Origin of the sequence: Comamonas sp. SCN 65-56 (assembly GCF_001724135.1) — a bacterium.
Lineage (GTDB): Bacteria > Pseudomonadota > Gammaproteobacteria > Burkholderiales > Burkholderiaceae_C > Comamonas_C.
In genome coordinates this window covers 1-14568 of the sequence record NZ_MEDS01000005.1, presented here as the reverse complement: position 1 = coordinate 14568, position 14568 = coordinate 1, and the positions used below count along the sequence as shown (strand labels likewise).

Genomic DNA, 14568 nt, shown 5'->3' with positions numbered 1-14568 from the left:
CTCAGAGGGCGAGACCGGCCTTGCGGGCACGGGCATCGAGGGTGGCACGCACATCGGCGAGCAGCGCATCGCCCTCCGCACCCAGCGCGGCGTTGGCCACGGGCGCCAGAGCGGCCTGGGCCAGGCCGGTGTAGCGCTGGTACCAGCCGGTGATCAGCGCCAGGTTGTCGGCGTTGTCCGCCGCCGCGACCTTGACCACGGCATCGATCCAGCGGGCGCTTTCCTCGTGCCACTCAGGCATGAACGAGCACAGCATCGCCACGGCCGTGCCGCCCTGCAGCGCCACGCGGTCATCCACGAAGTGGGTGAAGATCAGCGGGTAGAGCAGGCCATTGAGCGCGAGGTTCTGCGCCACGAAGAGCTCGAACGGGTCCTTGAGCACCAGCGTGTCCTCGACGTAGCGGCGCAGCACCTGCCAGCGCGAATCCCCCAGCCAGTCGTTCTTGCCGGCCTGCAGCGCCTCGGGCTCACCCAGCGCCAGGCCCAGGCGCGTAAGGTACTGAGCGACCCCCAGGTGATCCATCGCATGGAACATTGCCGGGGCGGTGAAGGCCGTGCCCCAGCCGCGTGCGCAGATGCTGCAGTTGTTCATGTTGCCTGCCCAGGCCACATGGCGCAGCGGCATCAGGATTTCGCTGGCCTTGGTGCGCACGGAGTCAGACATCTTGGTCACGAGGCCGCGGGATTCGACGAAGTCGTAATTGGCCTCCATCGCATCCTGCTGCTTGGCGCGCGCCATGGTCCAGTTCGCGTAGTAGTACTGGCGCGGATCGCGCAGCGCGTACCAATCGGCCATCGTGATGGCCGTGCGGCCGGCGTCGAACAGCTCGTGCTCGGGCTCCCAGGTGGGCCGGTAGTGGAAGTTGGCCGAGGGCTGCACCCCCAGCGTGGCCTCTTCATAGCGCGACGCCGGCTTGTCGCCGATGTACGCAGCCACCCGTTGGAAGGTCTGGCGCTGTGGCTTGATCTCGCGCGCCTGCAGGTCAATGTTCATGCGTGGTGTCTCCTGAAACAGTGGACAACGGGTGGGTATCGATCTGGCCGGGATGCTGCTTCACCTGGTGCGTGCGGCAGAACTCCGCGAACGCCTGCTCGGGCAACATCAGCTCCACGGTCAGTTCGGGCCATCCCATCGAAAACTCGAACTCGACAAGGCCGTTGTCCCGTCTTCCCAGCACGTTGATGTATTTGCGGGTGACATCGCAGTGCGGTAACAACTCTGGGTTCATCGCGGGCTCCGGAAAATTGGCTTTGTCTCCCGTTGTAATGCAGATGCCATGCCAAGAATCGACAAAACTGCAAAACTATCGATAAAACGAGGGTAAACCCTGAATTCCCATCCGGGTCTGGACGCCTGAGAATCGATTTCTCCGCAACCCACGGCAATATCTTGATTCATGTTGCGCTGCAGCATGTTCATATCCGCATATTGATCCGCCAGGAAAGTGTTCAAATGGTGAAGTCGGGTTGAAGATCAACGAAACACTGGATAGCCCACGGTCTCTGTTTTATCGATATTTTGCCATGAACACCACGCTTCCCCCCATGCCGTCCGACCGGGATCTGCGCCGCCTGGTGCACTTTTCCCCCAGCGATGGCCGCATCTGGCTGGCCGATCAGCGCATGGTGCTCCTGCACACGGCGGCGCTGAGCGCGCTGCGACGCGAACTCATGACGACGCTGGGGCCGGTGCAGACACGGCGCGTGCTGATGCGCGCGGGCTACGCCTCCGGCGAGCGCGACGCGCTGCTGGCGCGCCAGATACGGCGCGACGCCTCGCTGTTCGAGGCCTTTTCCGTCGGCCCGCAGCTGCACATGCTCGAAGGCGCCGTGCAGGTCACGCCCCAGACCTTCGAGGTAAACGAAGACGAGGGCCACTACCTCGGGCACTACCGCTGGGACCACAGCTGGGAGGTGGAGGTGCACCTGCGCGAGTTCGGCCCGCAGGCCGAGCCGGTCTGCTGGATGCTGCTGGGCTATGCCTCGGGCTACACCAGCGCGTTCTTCGGCCGTTCGGTGCTCTACAAGGAGGTGCAGTGCGTGGCCTGCGGCGCGCCACACTGCCGCATCGAGGGGCGCTTCGCCGAGGAGTGGCCCGACGGCGACGCCATGGCGCGCGACTACGACGCCGACTCCATGCTGGTCAAGCTCGAAGAGCTGCAGTCGCAGGTGCACAGCCTGCGCACGCAGCTGCAGCCGGCGGACGAGCAGGGGCCGCTGGTCGGCCAGTCGCCCGCCTTCGTGCAGACCATAGAGCTGCTGCGCAAGGCGGCGCAGACGCAGGTCACCGTGCTGCTCACGGGCGAGACCGGCGTGGGCAAAGAGCGCTTCGCGCGGGCGCTGCACGCGATGAGCGCGCGCGCCGACAAGCCCTTCGTCGCGGTCAACTGCGCGGCGCTGCCGGCCGAGCTGATCGAAAGCGAGCTGTTCGGCGCGGAGAAGGGGGCCTACACCGGCGCCGCCGCCACGCGCGTGGGGCGCTTCGAACGGGCGCACGGCGGCACGCTGATGCTCGACGAGCTCGGCGAACTGCCCCTGCCCGCGCAGGCCAAGCTGCTGCGCGTGCTGCAGAGCGGCGAGATCGACCGCCTGGGCGCGGCGGCGCCGCGCAAGGTGGACGTGCGCGTCGTCGCGGCCACCAACGTCGACCTGGCGCAGGCGGTGCGCGAAGGACGCTTCCGCCAGGACCTGCTCTACCGGCTCAACGTCTACCCCATCCGCATCCCGCCGCTGCGCGAGCGGCTGGAGGACATCGAGCCGCTGGCCCTGCACCTGCTCGACAAATACGTGGCGCAGCACGGCAAGCGCGTGCTCGGTTTCACCGACCGCGCACTGGCTGCGATGCGCGCCTACCCCTGGCCGGGCAACGTGCGCGAACTGGAGAACCTGATCGAGCGCGGCATCATTCTTGCGTCAGCCGGCGCGGCGGTCGATGCGGAAACCCTGTTCCCGCACCTGCCGCTGGCGGGCGGCACCACCGTGAACCCCGGCGGCGCGCTGGAGCCGGCTCAGTCGCCGGCGGACCACGCCCAGGCCGGCGAGCTGTACGAGCGGCTGCAGCGCAGCGGCATGACGCTGGAGGCGCTGGAAAACACGCTGCTGCGCGAGGCCGTGGCGCGCGCGGGCGGCAACCTCGCCGCCGCGGCGCGCGCACTCGGGCTCACGCGCGCGCAGCTGAGCTACCGCCTCTCGCGCCTGCAACAGGAGGAATGAATCCACCATGGTCAAACGTACCTTCCAGCCCCTCGTCTCCCTCGTGCGCGCCACCGCCGTGCAGGGCAGCGGCGACGCCGATACCGCCACGCGCACGCTGATCGAGCAGACCTACGCGCAGTTGCGCGACGACATCATCGAAGGCCGGCTGCTGCCGGCCAGCAAGCTGCGCATCGAGCACCTGCGCACGCAGTACGCCGTGGGCGCCGGCACGCTGCGCGAGGCGCTCACGCGGCTGGTGAGCGACGCCCTGGTCACCACCGAGGGCCAGCGGGGCTTTCGCGTCGCGCCCAGCGCGCTCGAGGAGCTGGCGGACATCACGCAGCTGCGCGTGCAGATCGAGACCGAGGCGCTGCGCAAGTCGATCCGCGCCGGCGGCAGCCGCTGGCGCAGCGCCGTGCAGGCCGCCTACGACGCGATCTCCGCCGAGGAGCCGATCGCGCCCGGACGCCGGCGCCAGTGGGAGACGCTCAACGAGCGCTTCCACGAGACGCTGCTGTCGGGCGCCGATTCGCCCTGGACGCTGCGCGTGCTGCGCCTGCTCTCGCGCCACAGCGAGCGCTACCGCTACTACGCCATGACCCTGCCCGGCTGCACGCGCGACGTGCACGCCGAACACACCGAAATCTTCCAATACGCCATGGCCGGCCAGGAGGCGCGCGCCGCGCTGGCGCTGGAGGCCCATATCCGCACCACGCCCGACCTGCTGATCCAGGCGCTGCGCGACGGCAAGGTGACGCTGCCGGGCGCCGCGCCCGCTCAGTCCGCCGCGCAGACGGCCATCCGCCGCGCGAAAAAACAGACTTCTTCCGCCACCACCTGACAGGCGCGCTGCGCCGCCGGGTCAGGCACGCCACTGCGCACGCCAAACGGATCGGACGCCGCGTGCACCGCCGCGCCATAGGGTGTCGGCCAGCCGCGCAGCGCATGCACGGTGGAGCGCAGCGAGGTCAGCGCCGTACCCATGGCCTGCGGCCCGTCGGCGCAGACGATGCAGCCGACGGCGCGCTCCGACAGATACGGGCGCGCATCGTCCCGCAGCTCTTCCACGTAGTCGAGCACGTTCTTGATCAGGCCCGATATTCCGCCATGGTAGGCGGGGGTGGCCAGAACCACGCCACTCGCGCGGCGCAATCCGGCCAGCAAATCCAGCGCCTGCGCACTGCCATCGCCGTGCCCCGGCACATACAGCGCCTGAGGCAACTGGCCAGCGCCAAATGCCAAAGTCTCGCAACCCAGGGTGCGGACATGCGCCAGGGTCACCTGCATCGCACGCTCCGAAGTGGACCCGGGCCGCGTGGTGCCGCCTATGCCGACGATGAGCGGTACTGCCATGCCCCGTCTCCGAAAATACCCGCGCTCGCGGCTCAGCGCCGCGCCGCCTCGTACAAGCCCTGCACCCGGGGCAGGCTGCGCTCCAGCTCGCGGATGCGGTCCGGCCCCGTTGGATGGGTGGAGAGAAAGCCGATGCCGCCTCCGCCCGTCACCTCGCCCATCTTGCGCCACAGACTGACGGCGGCACGCGGGTTGTAGCCCGCGCGCGCCGCCAGTTCCAGGCCGACCAGGTCGGCCTCGCTTTCGTCGGAACGGCTGAACTGCAGCGTGAGCAGTTGCCCACCCAGATTGGCCGCCATGCGTCCCAGATCGCCCAGCCCCAGCAGTTGCGCGCCCAGGCTGAGGCCAATGTTGGTCGCCTGGGTCTTGGCCAGGCGCTCGCGCGCATGTTCGCGCAGCGCATGCGCCATCTCGTGGCCCATGACCATGGCGGCCTCGTCGTCGGTCAGCTTCAACCGGTCAAGGATGCCGGTGTAGAAGACGATCTTGCCGCCGGGCATGCAAAAGGCGTTGACTTCCTTGCTGCCTATCAGGTTCACCTCCCAGCGCCACTGGCGTGCGCGCTCGTTCCAGGCCATGGCGAACGGGATCAGCCGCTGGGCAATCGCGCGCAGCTTCACCAGTTGCGGGTGCTCGGGCGGCGCCAGCGCGCGTTGCGCCCTGGCCTGCGCCAGCATCTCGCCATATTGCTGCGTGGCCGCCTGCTCCAGCTGCCCGGCGGGCACCAGCTTGCGCATGCCCGAGGCATTGCCCACATCCACTTGTGCCAGCGCAGGCAGGGCCAAGCAGCCCAAGGCCGCCAGCATGAACCCCCTCCGCGCCTGCCGGGGCGGTGGCTCGGCAATGTGCTGCGGTCGATCGGAAAGCGGGAGTGTGATTGGTTCGTGCACAGTGCGCCATGGTAGCAACGGGGCGGGCCCTCACCACAACCTTCATCGGGCAGAGCGCATCTCCGCGGCGATGACCACCAGCAGCCCCGCAATCACCGCGGCCAGGCCCAGCCAGGCCAGCAGCTGCTGGCGCTCTCCCACCACCCAGACCGCCAGCATGAAGGCCGTCACCGGCTCACCCAGCGCCAGCGTGACGCCGGTGGCGCCCGAGATATGGCGCAGCCCGCTGGAAAACAGCAGGTAGGAGATGCCCGTGCTCACCAACCCGAGGAAGGCCACCACCGCCCAGCTCTGTGTCCCTGCCTGCAGCGGCCCGCCGAGCACCCAGGCCATGGGCACCGAGATAAGAGAGGCGCCCACGAACACCACCAGATTGGTACGCACCGGCCCCAGCGCCAGCACCAGATGCTTGTTGGCCAGTGCGTAAACGGCATAACACAGGCCGGCCAGCAGGCACAGCGCCACGCCGCCCGCCTGCAGCCTCAGGCCACCGCTCTGGCCCAGCGCCATCGCCACACCGCCCGCCACACTCACCAACGTGCCCAGCCACCAGAGCGGCGCGGGCAGGCGCCGCGTCAGCAGCGTTTGCAGCAGGCCGGCCCAGATCGGCCCGCTGCCGATGGCAATCGCCGTGCCCAGCGCCACGCCGCTGGCACGCACACCGGCAAAAAAGCTCAGGTTGTAGACGGCGATGCTGACGCCGGCCAGCAGCACCGGCGGCCAGTGCCAGGCCCCCGAGCGCGCCGGCGCGCCCAGCGCCAGCAGCGCAAAGAAGCCACTGGCAATCACCAGCCGCAGCGAGCCCACCCAGTAGGGCGAGAGCGTGGCCGGCGCCAGGCTTTGGGCGGTGCCGGTAGTGCCCCAGAGCATCGCGGCCATGAGCACCAGCGCGATGCCGCGCGCGGAATGTCGTGCATCGGTCATGGCAGCCATCGTGGCGCAGCCAAGGGGCGCAACTATCGAGCAACGCGCGTAGTGGAAGGCCGGGCGCCGGGCCGGCTTCTGACCAAGCCGGCGTTTTCCGTCGCCTGAGAATTTTTAGCGAAATACATTGCTGACGCACGTATATAAAGCGCTAATAGCTATCTATTCAGAAGCATATAAACGTCGTAGTGCACGCACGCCCAGGCCGCGCTCGCGCTTGAGCGCGTAGGCCAGTGCGCTGGCACTGGCGTAGCCACAGGCGAGCGCCGTGGCTTCGAGCGACTGCCCGCGCGCCAGCCACTGTTCGGCACTATCGAGCCGCAGACCGCGCAGCCAGGCCTGCGGCGTAACGCCGGCCAATTCCAGCAGACGGGCATGAAAACGCTGCGGGCTCAGGTGGCACAGCGCCGCCAGGCGCGCCGTTGGCCAATCCTCGTGCAGCGCGCCCGAGACCCCCCGCGCCAGCCGCACCAGATCAAGCTGCCTGCGCGCCAGCAGCCGTGGTGCCTGCAGCACCGCCGCCACTTGCTCGACCGCCGCCTGCGCCACCGGCTCCCTGCCGCGCCAGGCCTGCGGCACGGCAAACCGGCGCACGCGCGCCAGCGCCGACTGCTCGGGCGCATCGATCACCAGGATGCGCGCGCCAAGCGCGGCGCGGTAGCCGTGGCGCGTGCCGGCCGGAATCACGATGCCGCTGGCGGTATCGACGAAGGCTGCACGCCCGGCAATATCGAGCTCCATCGCACCGCCCAGCGCATACAGAATCTGCGCGAAACCATGCGCGTGCGCGTGGTGCTCGCCGTCGTAGTGGCGCACCGTGCATTGGGCCTCGGTCAAGGGCGTCGTCATGCCTGCAATGTTAGGGCAGCGCGCCCGGATAATGCTCGCCACACCATGGCCACGCTCCCACCCTCGCCCGTATCGCCCCCCCGCCGCTCCTGGCTCAGCGCCTGGCGCGTCTACCTGGAGCCCGCCAGCCTGCGCATGCTCACACTGGGCTTTGCCGCCGGGCTGCCGCTGCTGCTGGTGCTGGGCACGCTGTCGTTTCGCCTGCGCGAGGCGGGCATAGACCGCACGACCATCGGCTATCTGAGCTGGGTCGGCCTGGCCTACGCCTTCAAATGGGTCTGGTCACCCCTCGTTGACCGGCTGCCGCTGCCCCTCATCACGCGGCTCTTGGGGCGGCGGCGCAGTTGGCTGCTACTGGCCCAAAGCGTGGTGATCGCCGGGCTGGTCGGCATGGCGCTGGTCGATCCGCGCGACGCGCTCGGGCCCATGGTGTGGTTCGCGCTGCTGGTGGCCTTCGGCTCGGCCACGCAAGACATTGCGCTGGACGCCTTTCGCATCGAATCGGCCGATGCCGACCGCCAGGCGGCGCTGGCTGCTACCTACCAGACCGGCTACCGGTTGGCGATGATCTGGGCCGGCGCGGGCGTGCTGTGGATCGCCGCGCGTGCCGAGGTCGATACCATCGGCGGCTATCAGCTTGCAGCGTGGCGCACCGCATATCTGGCGATGGCCGCGTCGATGCTGGTGGGCGCGCTCACCGTGCTGCTCTCGCCCGAGCCCGCGCCACGCCCGCTCGCGCCCGCGAAGAATCTGGCCGAATGGCTCAATGGCGCAGTGGTCGAACCCTTCGCCGACTTCATCCGCCGCTATCGCTGGCAGGCGGCGCTGATCCTGTCGCTGATCGCCATCTACCGCATCAGCGACGTCGTGATGGGCATCATGGCCAATCCGTTCTACGTCGACATGGGCTACACCAAGGATGAAGTAGCCGCCGTCACCAAGGTGTTTGGCGTGGTCATGACGCTGGCGGGCGCCTTCGTCGGCGGCGTGCTCTCGATGCGCCTGGGGGTGATGCGCGTGCTGATGCTCGGCGCGGTGCTCTCGGCGGGCAGCAACCTGCTGTTTGCCTGGCTGGCGACGCAGGGGCACCACCTGACGGGATTGATCGGCGTGATCTCGGCCGACAACCTTGCGGGTGGCATCGCCTCCGCCGCCTTCATCGCCTATCTCTCCAGCCTCACCAACGTGCAGTACTCCGCCACGCAATATGCGCTTTTCAGTTCCATGATGCTGCTGCTGCCCAAATGGCTGGCCGGCTTCTCGGGGCAGTTTGTTGACGCGCATGGCTACAGCAACTTCTTTATCGCCACCGCGCTGCTGGGCTTGCCGGTGCTGGCGCTGGTGGTGCTGGCGGCGCAGGTAAAAATCGGCCCGCGCGATTGAAGCACATCATCCGCCAGCTATCAATTTCGCCGCTGGATGCCAACACGCTGTCACGCAGGCCGATCAAAGCAGTTTGATCACCCAGCACCACTGCCGTATTGCGGGCCATAGGCATAAGCGCTCGCCCCTCGGCGCGGGCGTCGATCCTGCTACGCCGGTGAACGAGCCGTTCTCGGCGGACTTCAGGTGGGCGACATTGCCGGGGATTCAGGCCACGCCGATCCAGTTCACCGATGGTCAGGCCAAGGTGTTCGAAGCCCTTTGGGCGCTCAAGGGAGCCGAGATGGATGATGAGCGGATCATGTAACGCGTGGAACTGGGCAGCAACAAACCGATCGACCTGTTCAAGATCAAGTCGAAGGACAAGGGCAAGCTGGGGCCAGCAGCGAGACTTGCGGCCTACCATGCCCTCGTGAGGACTCAGCCCTAAATCCGGCAGTCGATCGCTTGTGGGTCTCAGGAAGTTATTGTGAAAATTGAATTTTGTGACTTCGGCACAGTTCACCTGGAAGATGAGGGCGCTATGCACCTGCCAGCACCATGCTCGACACGCCATGCGGCGTTGTTCGTCCTTGCGCACACGAGTGCGCTGCGTTCTCACGTCTTGCCTGGCATGCCGATCACGGCACTGGCAGGCGCATCCGACTGCCGGATTTAGGCTCAGCAACGCGAAGGGCTGTACGCGATGCCCCGCGCAGCGGGCGCGTTGTCTTGATCGAGTGCTGCTCCTAACCTACCGGTCAGGCGATCTTCGATCTCATGTCAGGGATCTGCCCTCGTCGATCCTGGCCCGCAGAGCGGGGCCTGCGCGTGCTCTTGCCTTGGCGCAGCAAGGCGATGAGCTGGCGGCGCAGCTCAGGCGGAGCCATCTTGCGCCGCTTGGCAGCCTCGCAGTTGCTCAAAGTGTTGATCGACGCGACTGTAGGCAGCCACCAAGGACTCTTGCGCACCACGGCATCCGTCCAGACTCCAAAGGTCGTGCTGGTCGATAAAGTGGTGCACCAGGTTGTTCCGCAGCAGAAGCCGATCGACCTGTTCAAGATCAAGTCGAAGGACAAGGGCAAGCCGGAGCACGAGGCTCGACTGGCGGCCTACTATGCGCTCGTGGTCACGCAGCAACGCGCAGGCTTGTATTCCATGCCTTGCGCAGCGGCAGTGTTGGCGTGATGGATTGCTGCTCCAACCCCACCCGACAACGAATGGCAATGGCACGCGCGCAAATCGTGGTCGCAAAAGGCCATGTGCGTGTGCTACGGCGAAGAAGTTAGCGCCGATTTCGAGAGAAGAGAGGGCAGAACGGAGGGCAACCGGGGATGTTTCTGCCAGGCCATTGGACCCCGGTCGCACACGCAGAATGTGCGGGAACCCCGCGTGTCATGCGGGAAGCACAAATGAAAACGCCCAACTGAGAACAGTTGGGCGCTGAATTTTGGTGGTGTAGTTCCCCTTTAGAGGAAACCGCCCTGCCGTAGAAGCAGGGATACCGTGGGCGTGATTGTACACCATGCGGAAGTCCGGGGAGAGTTCGGTTTCTACCGCGCACTCCCTACCTTCTCGGGGCTCCCGTCGGCATCTCGAACTTGCCCCGGCGACTGTGATCTGGTTCGCCGGCATGCACCAACTTCCCTCTCTTCATCCTGTCCGCTATTGACATTTCCCTTTTTGGGAAATACAATGCAGGCCTGACCATGAACACATCGTCCCTACATGCGAATTCTGGGTTTGCCCATCCTCGAGGCGTTCAAAAAAGATCATGCAGCCTCGCGTGGGCCACTGGACGCGTGGCAGACGGATGTCGAACGTGAGAACTGGAAAACGCCACACGACATCAAGCGCAGATACAGAAGCGCGGATTTCTTGGCCGACAACAGAGTCATCTTTGACATTAAGGGCAACTCCTATCGGCTTGTGGTCAAGGTCCGATATCAGAACGGACTGGTGGTGGTTGAGTGGGTCGGGACACATGCCGAGTACGACAAGAAAAAGTTCTAGGCAGACGTGTGTAAGGTAAGCAAACGACAGGTGGAGATGGCGATGAATGTGAAGATCATCAAGAGTGCGGAAGACTACGAAGCAGCGATGGCGCGCTTGTCTGCGCTCATGTCGCTCGACCCCAAGGCCAACTCTAAGGAAGAAAACGAGCTCGAGCTGCTGGCACTGGTCATCCAAGACTTCGAACGCCAAACCGTTCCGCCGGTCAAGGCAGACCCGATCGAGTCGATTCTTTTCCGGATGGATCAGATGCAACTCTCCCGCAAGGATCTGATCCCTTACATCGGCTCGATCTCCAAGGTCTCGGAAGTGCTGTCGCGCAAGCGTCCCCTGTCCCTGCCCATGATCCGCCGACTCAACCAGGGCTTGGGCATCCCCGCTGACATCCTGATCGAAGATGTCGAAACGGACAGTTCGGTCGTCGATCAAGAGCCGGAGATGGACTTCACTCGTTTCCCGCTCAAAGAAATGATGGAGCGGGGTTGCTTCGGGGACTTCGAAGGAAACGCGCAGCGCCTCAAAGAGTACGCCGAAGACTTGGTCAGGAAATTCATGCAAGACCTGCTGCCAAAACAGGTCAGCCCGGCATTTCTGCGCGCTCCGATGCATCAGCGCGGGGATCGCCAAGCCGATGAGATGGCCCTCTTGGCTTGGCGTATGTGCGTCTTGCGACAAGCGCGAGCCGTCAACGCGGTCAGAGAGTACAAGCACGGAACCATCACTCCGGCCTGGTTGCGTGAGCTGGCCAAGCTCTCCACTTTCGACGAGGGTCCAAAGCTTGCGCGCGAATACCTCGCCCGTCACGGCATCACGCTCGTCATCGAAAAGCACTTCAAACGCACCTTCCTCGATGGCGCTGCAATGCTCGACAACGATCGACCGATCGTCGCCCTGACGTTGCGACATGACCGATTCGACAACTTCTGGTTTGCCTTGCTCCACGAGTTGGCGCACGTTGCCAAGCATCTGACAGCCGATGCCCCGGTATTCATCGACGACTTGGATCGCAGCAATCCCCAAAAGGTCGAAGCGGAAGCCGATGCCATGGCCGGGGAAGCATTGATCCCTGAAAAGAGCTGGCGTACCGCCAAAGTGCGGACAACGCTTTTGTCCGAAGACGCCATTGCTTTCGCCGATGAGATCGGCGTGCATCCGGCCATCGTGGCAGGACGTCTGCGCCACGAAGAGAAGAACTTCCGCCTGCTCTCGCACCTCATCGGCAAGACGGGACAGGTCAGTCAGCTACTGGATCAATGAACAAAAGTCCCAAAAAGGGAATTGATCATTTGCATTGATCCTTTTTCGGGATTATCATAGAATCCACTTGCCAGTACGGAATCGAACTCGCTATCGAGTCAGTGCCCGTGTCGGCAGGCATCACGGTGTTGCTGCAGTTGGGCCAGTGCCCAGCCGCCAACACCAAAGAAAAAGGCCCTGAAGTGCTATCAACACTCCAGAGCCTTTGGTGAAGTGAATAGGGGGCTACCAAACCACCCATGCACATCATGTCTTGAACGGACAGCGGATTTTACCAGTTCGCGGTGTGCTGGCAAGCCCAAACCCCCTCAACCTTCATGAGGAGTTGGCCATGGCCTACCACCGATGGAAGAGCGTCTTCGTGCGCGCATACACCCGGTTCCGGTTCGGGCGCCGGGAGGCTGTGTGCCAGCACTGGCGCTCGCATCCGGGTCAGATGCAATTGTTTGCCTGATCCATCCCGGGCGGGAATCAGCAGGACCTGACTCCCGTCTTTCCCTCTTTCCGCGAACTGATAAGGAAAACCCATGTCCTCCAAGAAACCTACGAACGAACAGACCTCCGCCCGCGTGGCATCGACCGCTGCCAAGTTGTTGAGCAATCCACGTACACCTGCATCCGTCAAATCCGTGGCGGCATCGGCACTGACCCAAAAGGCCAGTCCCAGCAAGTCAAAAGGCAAGTAGTCGTTGTTGCCCCCGATGCCCGCCCTGCGCGGGCATCCGCCGGGGCGCTGCGTCAATGCAGACGACGACATCAGGAGGCTCTCTTGTTCTTTAACATCCATCCGATCCGAATCATTTCTCGACCCAAGCTGACTGGCCTGGGGGAACACTGGGGCGTTCAACTGCCCGACGGTAACGTCGCGCACCTGACCCCTGATGGCGAACACGTCGTGACCTTCGCGGAGTTCGCACAAGGTCGGCCCATCAAAGAAATCCGACGCGCCGCACCCGAGCAGCGGGCGCAAATCATGCAGCGGCTCACCCTATCGCTGCAGCACCGGGGCCCCTACCGACTGCTGGACCGCAATTGCGAAACCTACGCTACATGGCTGTTGGGTGAAACGCCCCGGGGTCCCCAGGTGCAAGGCGTCATTTTCTTGGGCCTGATCGCGGCATTCCTGCGTTTCGCGTGATCTCGTCCACGCGCATGTCCAGGACTCCCCTGCAGCGTGCGCTGAAACTGGCCACCTTCGTGGCCTGGCTGGCTGACAGGAGATTTGCCGGATAAGGTGGGCGATCAGAAATAACCAATCTGCTCGCGGGTTTCCATACGAATTTTGTATGGAGCCCACCAATGACGACCAAGCACTGGGCTTGCTGCGGCATGCACTTCGTGCCCCGCCCTCAAGTTCCCGACCAGGCCTACTGTTCCGCACCCGGCTGCCAGCGTGCCCGCAAGCGCCAGTGGCAACGGGCCAAGCTCCAGTCCGATCCCGACTACCGGATCAACCAGCGCGCCGCCCAGCAGGCGTGGTCGCAGCGCCATCAGGACTACTGGCGCAACTACCGCGACGACCGGCCCGAGTACGAGCAGCGCAACCGCGAGCGGCAGCGACTGCGTGATGCCAACGGGGCAGATGTCGATATTGCAAAGATGGACGTGTGCGACCTGCCGACCGGCCTGTACCGTATCACGCGACACCCGGCGTTTCCGAGGGGAAACGGCGATTCGTGGATCGTCGAGATCACAGCGGTCTGCATGACGTGCGGTTGTGGAACCACCCAGATGCTGATCCCCGGCGGTGGCGGCACGGCGTCCTGATACCTGCCGCGCCACCCTTTCCGCGCAGCACTGGTGCTCTGGTAGTCAGACCCTTGACCCTGGGTGAGCAACCGAGCGATCTGCCAGAAGCCCACTCGACCGGGGCGCTTGGTGCGGTCGCCGTCCTGATGCCGGAAGCGCGTGGCATCCCGCAGGCGGACGGCGTTCTGGAACAGGCCCAGGCGGAACAGTTCGAGGTGCGTGCCCTCCTGATGCGCGAACCATGTCGGGTCGTGGAAGCGCCGAGCCTGTTGCTGGCCCGTGCGGCGCTGCACAGGCAGGGAGGCCAAGACCGGGGGCAACCGATGCTCGATGCCTTGCGGCAGCGCCAGCGTGCGCCGCCAGAACGTCTCCCATCCTGCGGGCGTCGTGGCTGCGTCCTGCTGGCCATGATCCGCCCCATCCTCCGTCTGCTGCGCCACCTGCCAGTGGTGCGAGGTCTGACCGACCGTGGGTCGCTGCGTGTGCGACGCGTACCTCACCTCTCCAGTCTTGTCCAACTTAAAACAAGTGACACGCTTCTACCTGACGAAGTAGAAATCGATCAGGGCCGGGCGCGGCTCACTCGCCTCCGTCGCTCTGTTCTCACCGCCGCTCAGTTGTTCCAGCAACCGTGGCATGGTTTCAGGACACGTAGCGCCATGCTCACCCTCACATACCGCGATGTCGAAGGGTTCGAGCCTTGCCACATTTCTACGCTCGTCAAGCACATCAGGCAATGGCTACAGCGGCGCGGTTTTCGCATGCTGTACGTGTGGGTAGCAGAGCTGCAATCACGCGGCGCCCTGCACTACCACGTGCTCATTTGGCTCCCCAAGGGCATAACTCTTCCCAAACCCGACAAACAAGGATGGTGGCCTCAGGTCGTGTCCCATCCCGTGGTGTAAGACCCCAGCCCGGACCGGCTGAGATACACGCTACTCAGCGTGCCACAGCGGGCAGCCGAGTCGGTGCAGTA

Annotated in this window: 18 protein-coding genes and 1 pseudogene; 10 read left to right on the top strand and 9 right to left on the bottom strand. The window is 64.9% G+C overall.

The genetic code is table 11. The features are described 5' to 3' along the window. Position 1: 1 nt before the first annotated feature. From ABS45_RS03250 to ABS45_RS03240, 3 genes are read right to left on the bottom strand one after another with little or no spacing between them, the layout of a single operon-like run. Entirely contained in the window at positions 2-994 is a 993-nt protein-coding gene (locus ABS45_RS03250) for a phenol hydroxylase (RefSeq protein WP_291552918.1), read from the bottom strand. Continuing rightward, positions 984-1229, bottom strand: coding sequence for a phenol hydroxylase subunit (locus ABS45_RS03245; protein WP_291552915.1), 246 nt, complete (start codon positions 1227-1229; stop codon positions 984-986). The genes ABS45_RS03250 and ABS45_RS03245 overlap by 11 nt, the downstream gene beginning before the upstream one ends. Continuing rightward, a complete protein-coding gene (locus tag ABS45_RS03240; RefSeq protein ID WP_156913928.1) occupies positions 1226-1453 on the bottom strand; it encodes a hypothetical protein in 228 nt (75 codons plus the stop codon). Before ABS45_RS03240 ends, ABS45_RS03245 begins: the two co-directional genes overlap by 4 nt. Before the next feature lie 71 nt (positions 1454-1524). Here ABS45_RS03240 and ABS45_RS03235 point away from each other — a divergent pair, with 71 nt between their 5' ends. Both ABS45_RS03235 and ABS45_RS03230 read left to right on the top strand, forming a co-directional pair. Beyond that, positions 1525-3213, top strand: a complete 1689-nt coding sequence (locus tag ABS45_RS03235; RefSeq protein ID WP_291552908.1) for a sigma-54-dependent Fis family transcriptional regulator — start codon at positions 1525-1527, stop codon at positions 3211-3213. Positions 3214-3220: 7 nt separating this feature from the next. Next, positions 3221-4036 carry a GntR family transcriptional regulator gene (locus ABS45_RS03230; RefSeq protein WP_291552905.1) on the top strand — a complete coding sequence of 272 codons (816 nt, stop codon included), beginning with the start codon at positions 3221-3223 and terminating at the stop codon, positions 4034-4036. Here the strand turns inward: ABS45_RS03230 and ABS45_RS03225 are convergent. The 4 genes from ABS45_RS03225 to ABS45_RS03210 all read right to left on the bottom strand — a co-directional run bounded on the left by ABS45_RS03225 (position 3973) and on the right by ABS45_RS03210 (position 7211). Further along, on the bottom strand, positions 3973-4548 hold the full coding sequence (locus ABS45_RS03225) for an NAD(P)H-dependent oxidoreductase (RefSeq protein ID WP_291552902.1): 576 nt from the start codon (positions 4546-4548) through the stop codon (positions 3973-3975). The two genes, ABS45_RS03230 and ABS45_RS03225, sit on opposite strands and share 64 nt — an antisense overlap. Before the next feature lie 32 nt (positions 4549-4580). Then, entirely contained in the window at positions 4581-5354 is a 774-nt protein-coding gene (locus tag ABS45_RS03220; protein ID WP_291552900.1) for a M48 family metallopeptidase, read from the bottom strand. A 126-nt stretch (positions 5355-5480) separates the two neighbouring features. Continuing rightward, a complete protein-coding gene (locus tag ABS45_RS03215) occupies positions 5481-6362 on the bottom strand; it encodes an EamA family transporter (RefSeq protein ID WP_291552897.1) in 882 nt (293 codons plus the stop codon). A gap of 162 nt (positions 6363-6524) precedes the next feature. Beyond that, positions 6525-7211 (bottom strand): helix-turn-helix domain-containing protein, encoded by a 687-nt coding sequence (locus ABS45_RS03210; RefSeq protein WP_291552895.1) that lies wholly within the window; start codon positions 7209-7211, stop codon positions 6525-6527. Positions 7212-7256: 45 nt separating this feature from the next. Between ABS45_RS03210 and ABS45_RS03205 the strand changes: the two genes are divergently transcribed. Together ABS45_RS03205 and ABS45_RS03200 are read left to right on the top strand one after the other, a co-directional pair. Then, entirely contained in the window at positions 7257-8594 is a 1338-nt protein-coding gene (locus ABS45_RS03205; protein ID WP_291552893.1) for an MFS transporter, read from the top strand. Positions 8595-8667: 73 nt separating this feature from the next. Beyond that, positions 8668-8901 (top strand): hypothetical protein, encoded by a 234-nt coding sequence (locus ABS45_RS03200; protein ID WP_291552891.1) that lies wholly within the window; start codon positions 8668-8670, stop codon positions 8899-8901. Positions 8902-9346: 445 nt separating this feature from the next. On the opposite strand, the pseudogene ABS45_RS03195 reads toward ABS45_RS03200, so the two are convergent. Next, a pseudogene (locus ABS45_RS03195) lies at positions 9347-9451 on the bottom strand (IS30 family transposase); the annotation flags it as partial. Positions 9452-9464: 13 nt separating this feature from the next. Here ABS45_RS03195 and ABS45_RS17615 point away from each other — a divergent pair. The 3 genes from ABS45_RS17615 (at position 9465) to ABS45_RS03180 (ending at position 11843) form a co-directional block, all read left to right on the top strand. Continuing rightward, complete coding sequence (locus tag ABS45_RS17615) at positions 9465-9761, top strand: hypothetical protein (protein WP_366246620.1); 297 nt, start codon at positions 9465-9467, stop codon at positions 9759-9761. A gap of 540 nt (positions 9762-10301) precedes the next feature. Continuing rightward, a complete protein-coding gene (locus ABS45_RS03185; RefSeq protein ID WP_291552889.1) occupies positions 10302-10586 on the top strand; it encodes a type II toxin-antitoxin system HigB family toxin in 285 nt (94 codons plus the stop codon). Between the two features lie 42 nt (positions 10587-10628). Then, positions 10629-11843: an ImmA/IrrE family metallo-endopeptidase gene (locus tag ABS45_RS03180; protein WP_291552887.1), complete on the top strand. Its 1215-nt coding sequence runs from the start codon at positions 10629-10631 to the stop codon at positions 11841-11843. Positions 11844-12114: 271 nt separating this feature from the next. On the opposite strand, the gene ABS45_RS03175 is transcribed toward ABS45_RS03180, so the two are convergent. Continuing rightward, positions 12115-12630, bottom strand: coding sequence for a hypothetical protein (locus tag ABS45_RS03175; RefSeq protein WP_291552885.1), 516 nt, complete (start codon positions 12628-12630; stop codon positions 12115-12117). Between ABS45_RS03175 and ABS45_RS03170 the strand changes: the two genes are divergently transcribed. From ABS45_RS03170 to ABS45_RS03160, 3 genes are all read left to right on the top strand, one after another. Then, complete coding sequence (locus ABS45_RS03170) at positions 12613-12981, top strand: NC domain protein (protein WP_291552883.1); 369 nt, start codon at positions 12613-12615, stop codon at positions 12979-12981. The two genes, ABS45_RS03175 and ABS45_RS03170, sit on opposite strands and share 18 nt — an antisense overlap. Positions 12982-13142: 161 nt before the next feature. Then, on the top strand, positions 13143-13610 hold the full coding sequence (locus ABS45_RS03165; RefSeq protein WP_291552881.1) for a hypothetical protein: 468 nt from the start codon (positions 13143-13145) through the stop codon (positions 13608-13610). Between the two features lie 53 nt (positions 13611-13663). Continuing rightward, positions 13664-14497 (top strand): hypothetical protein, encoded by an 834-nt coding sequence (locus ABS45_RS03160; protein WP_291552879.1) that lies wholly within the window; start codon positions 13664-13666, stop codon positions 14495-14497. Positions 14498-14568 lie beyond the last annotated feature (71 nt).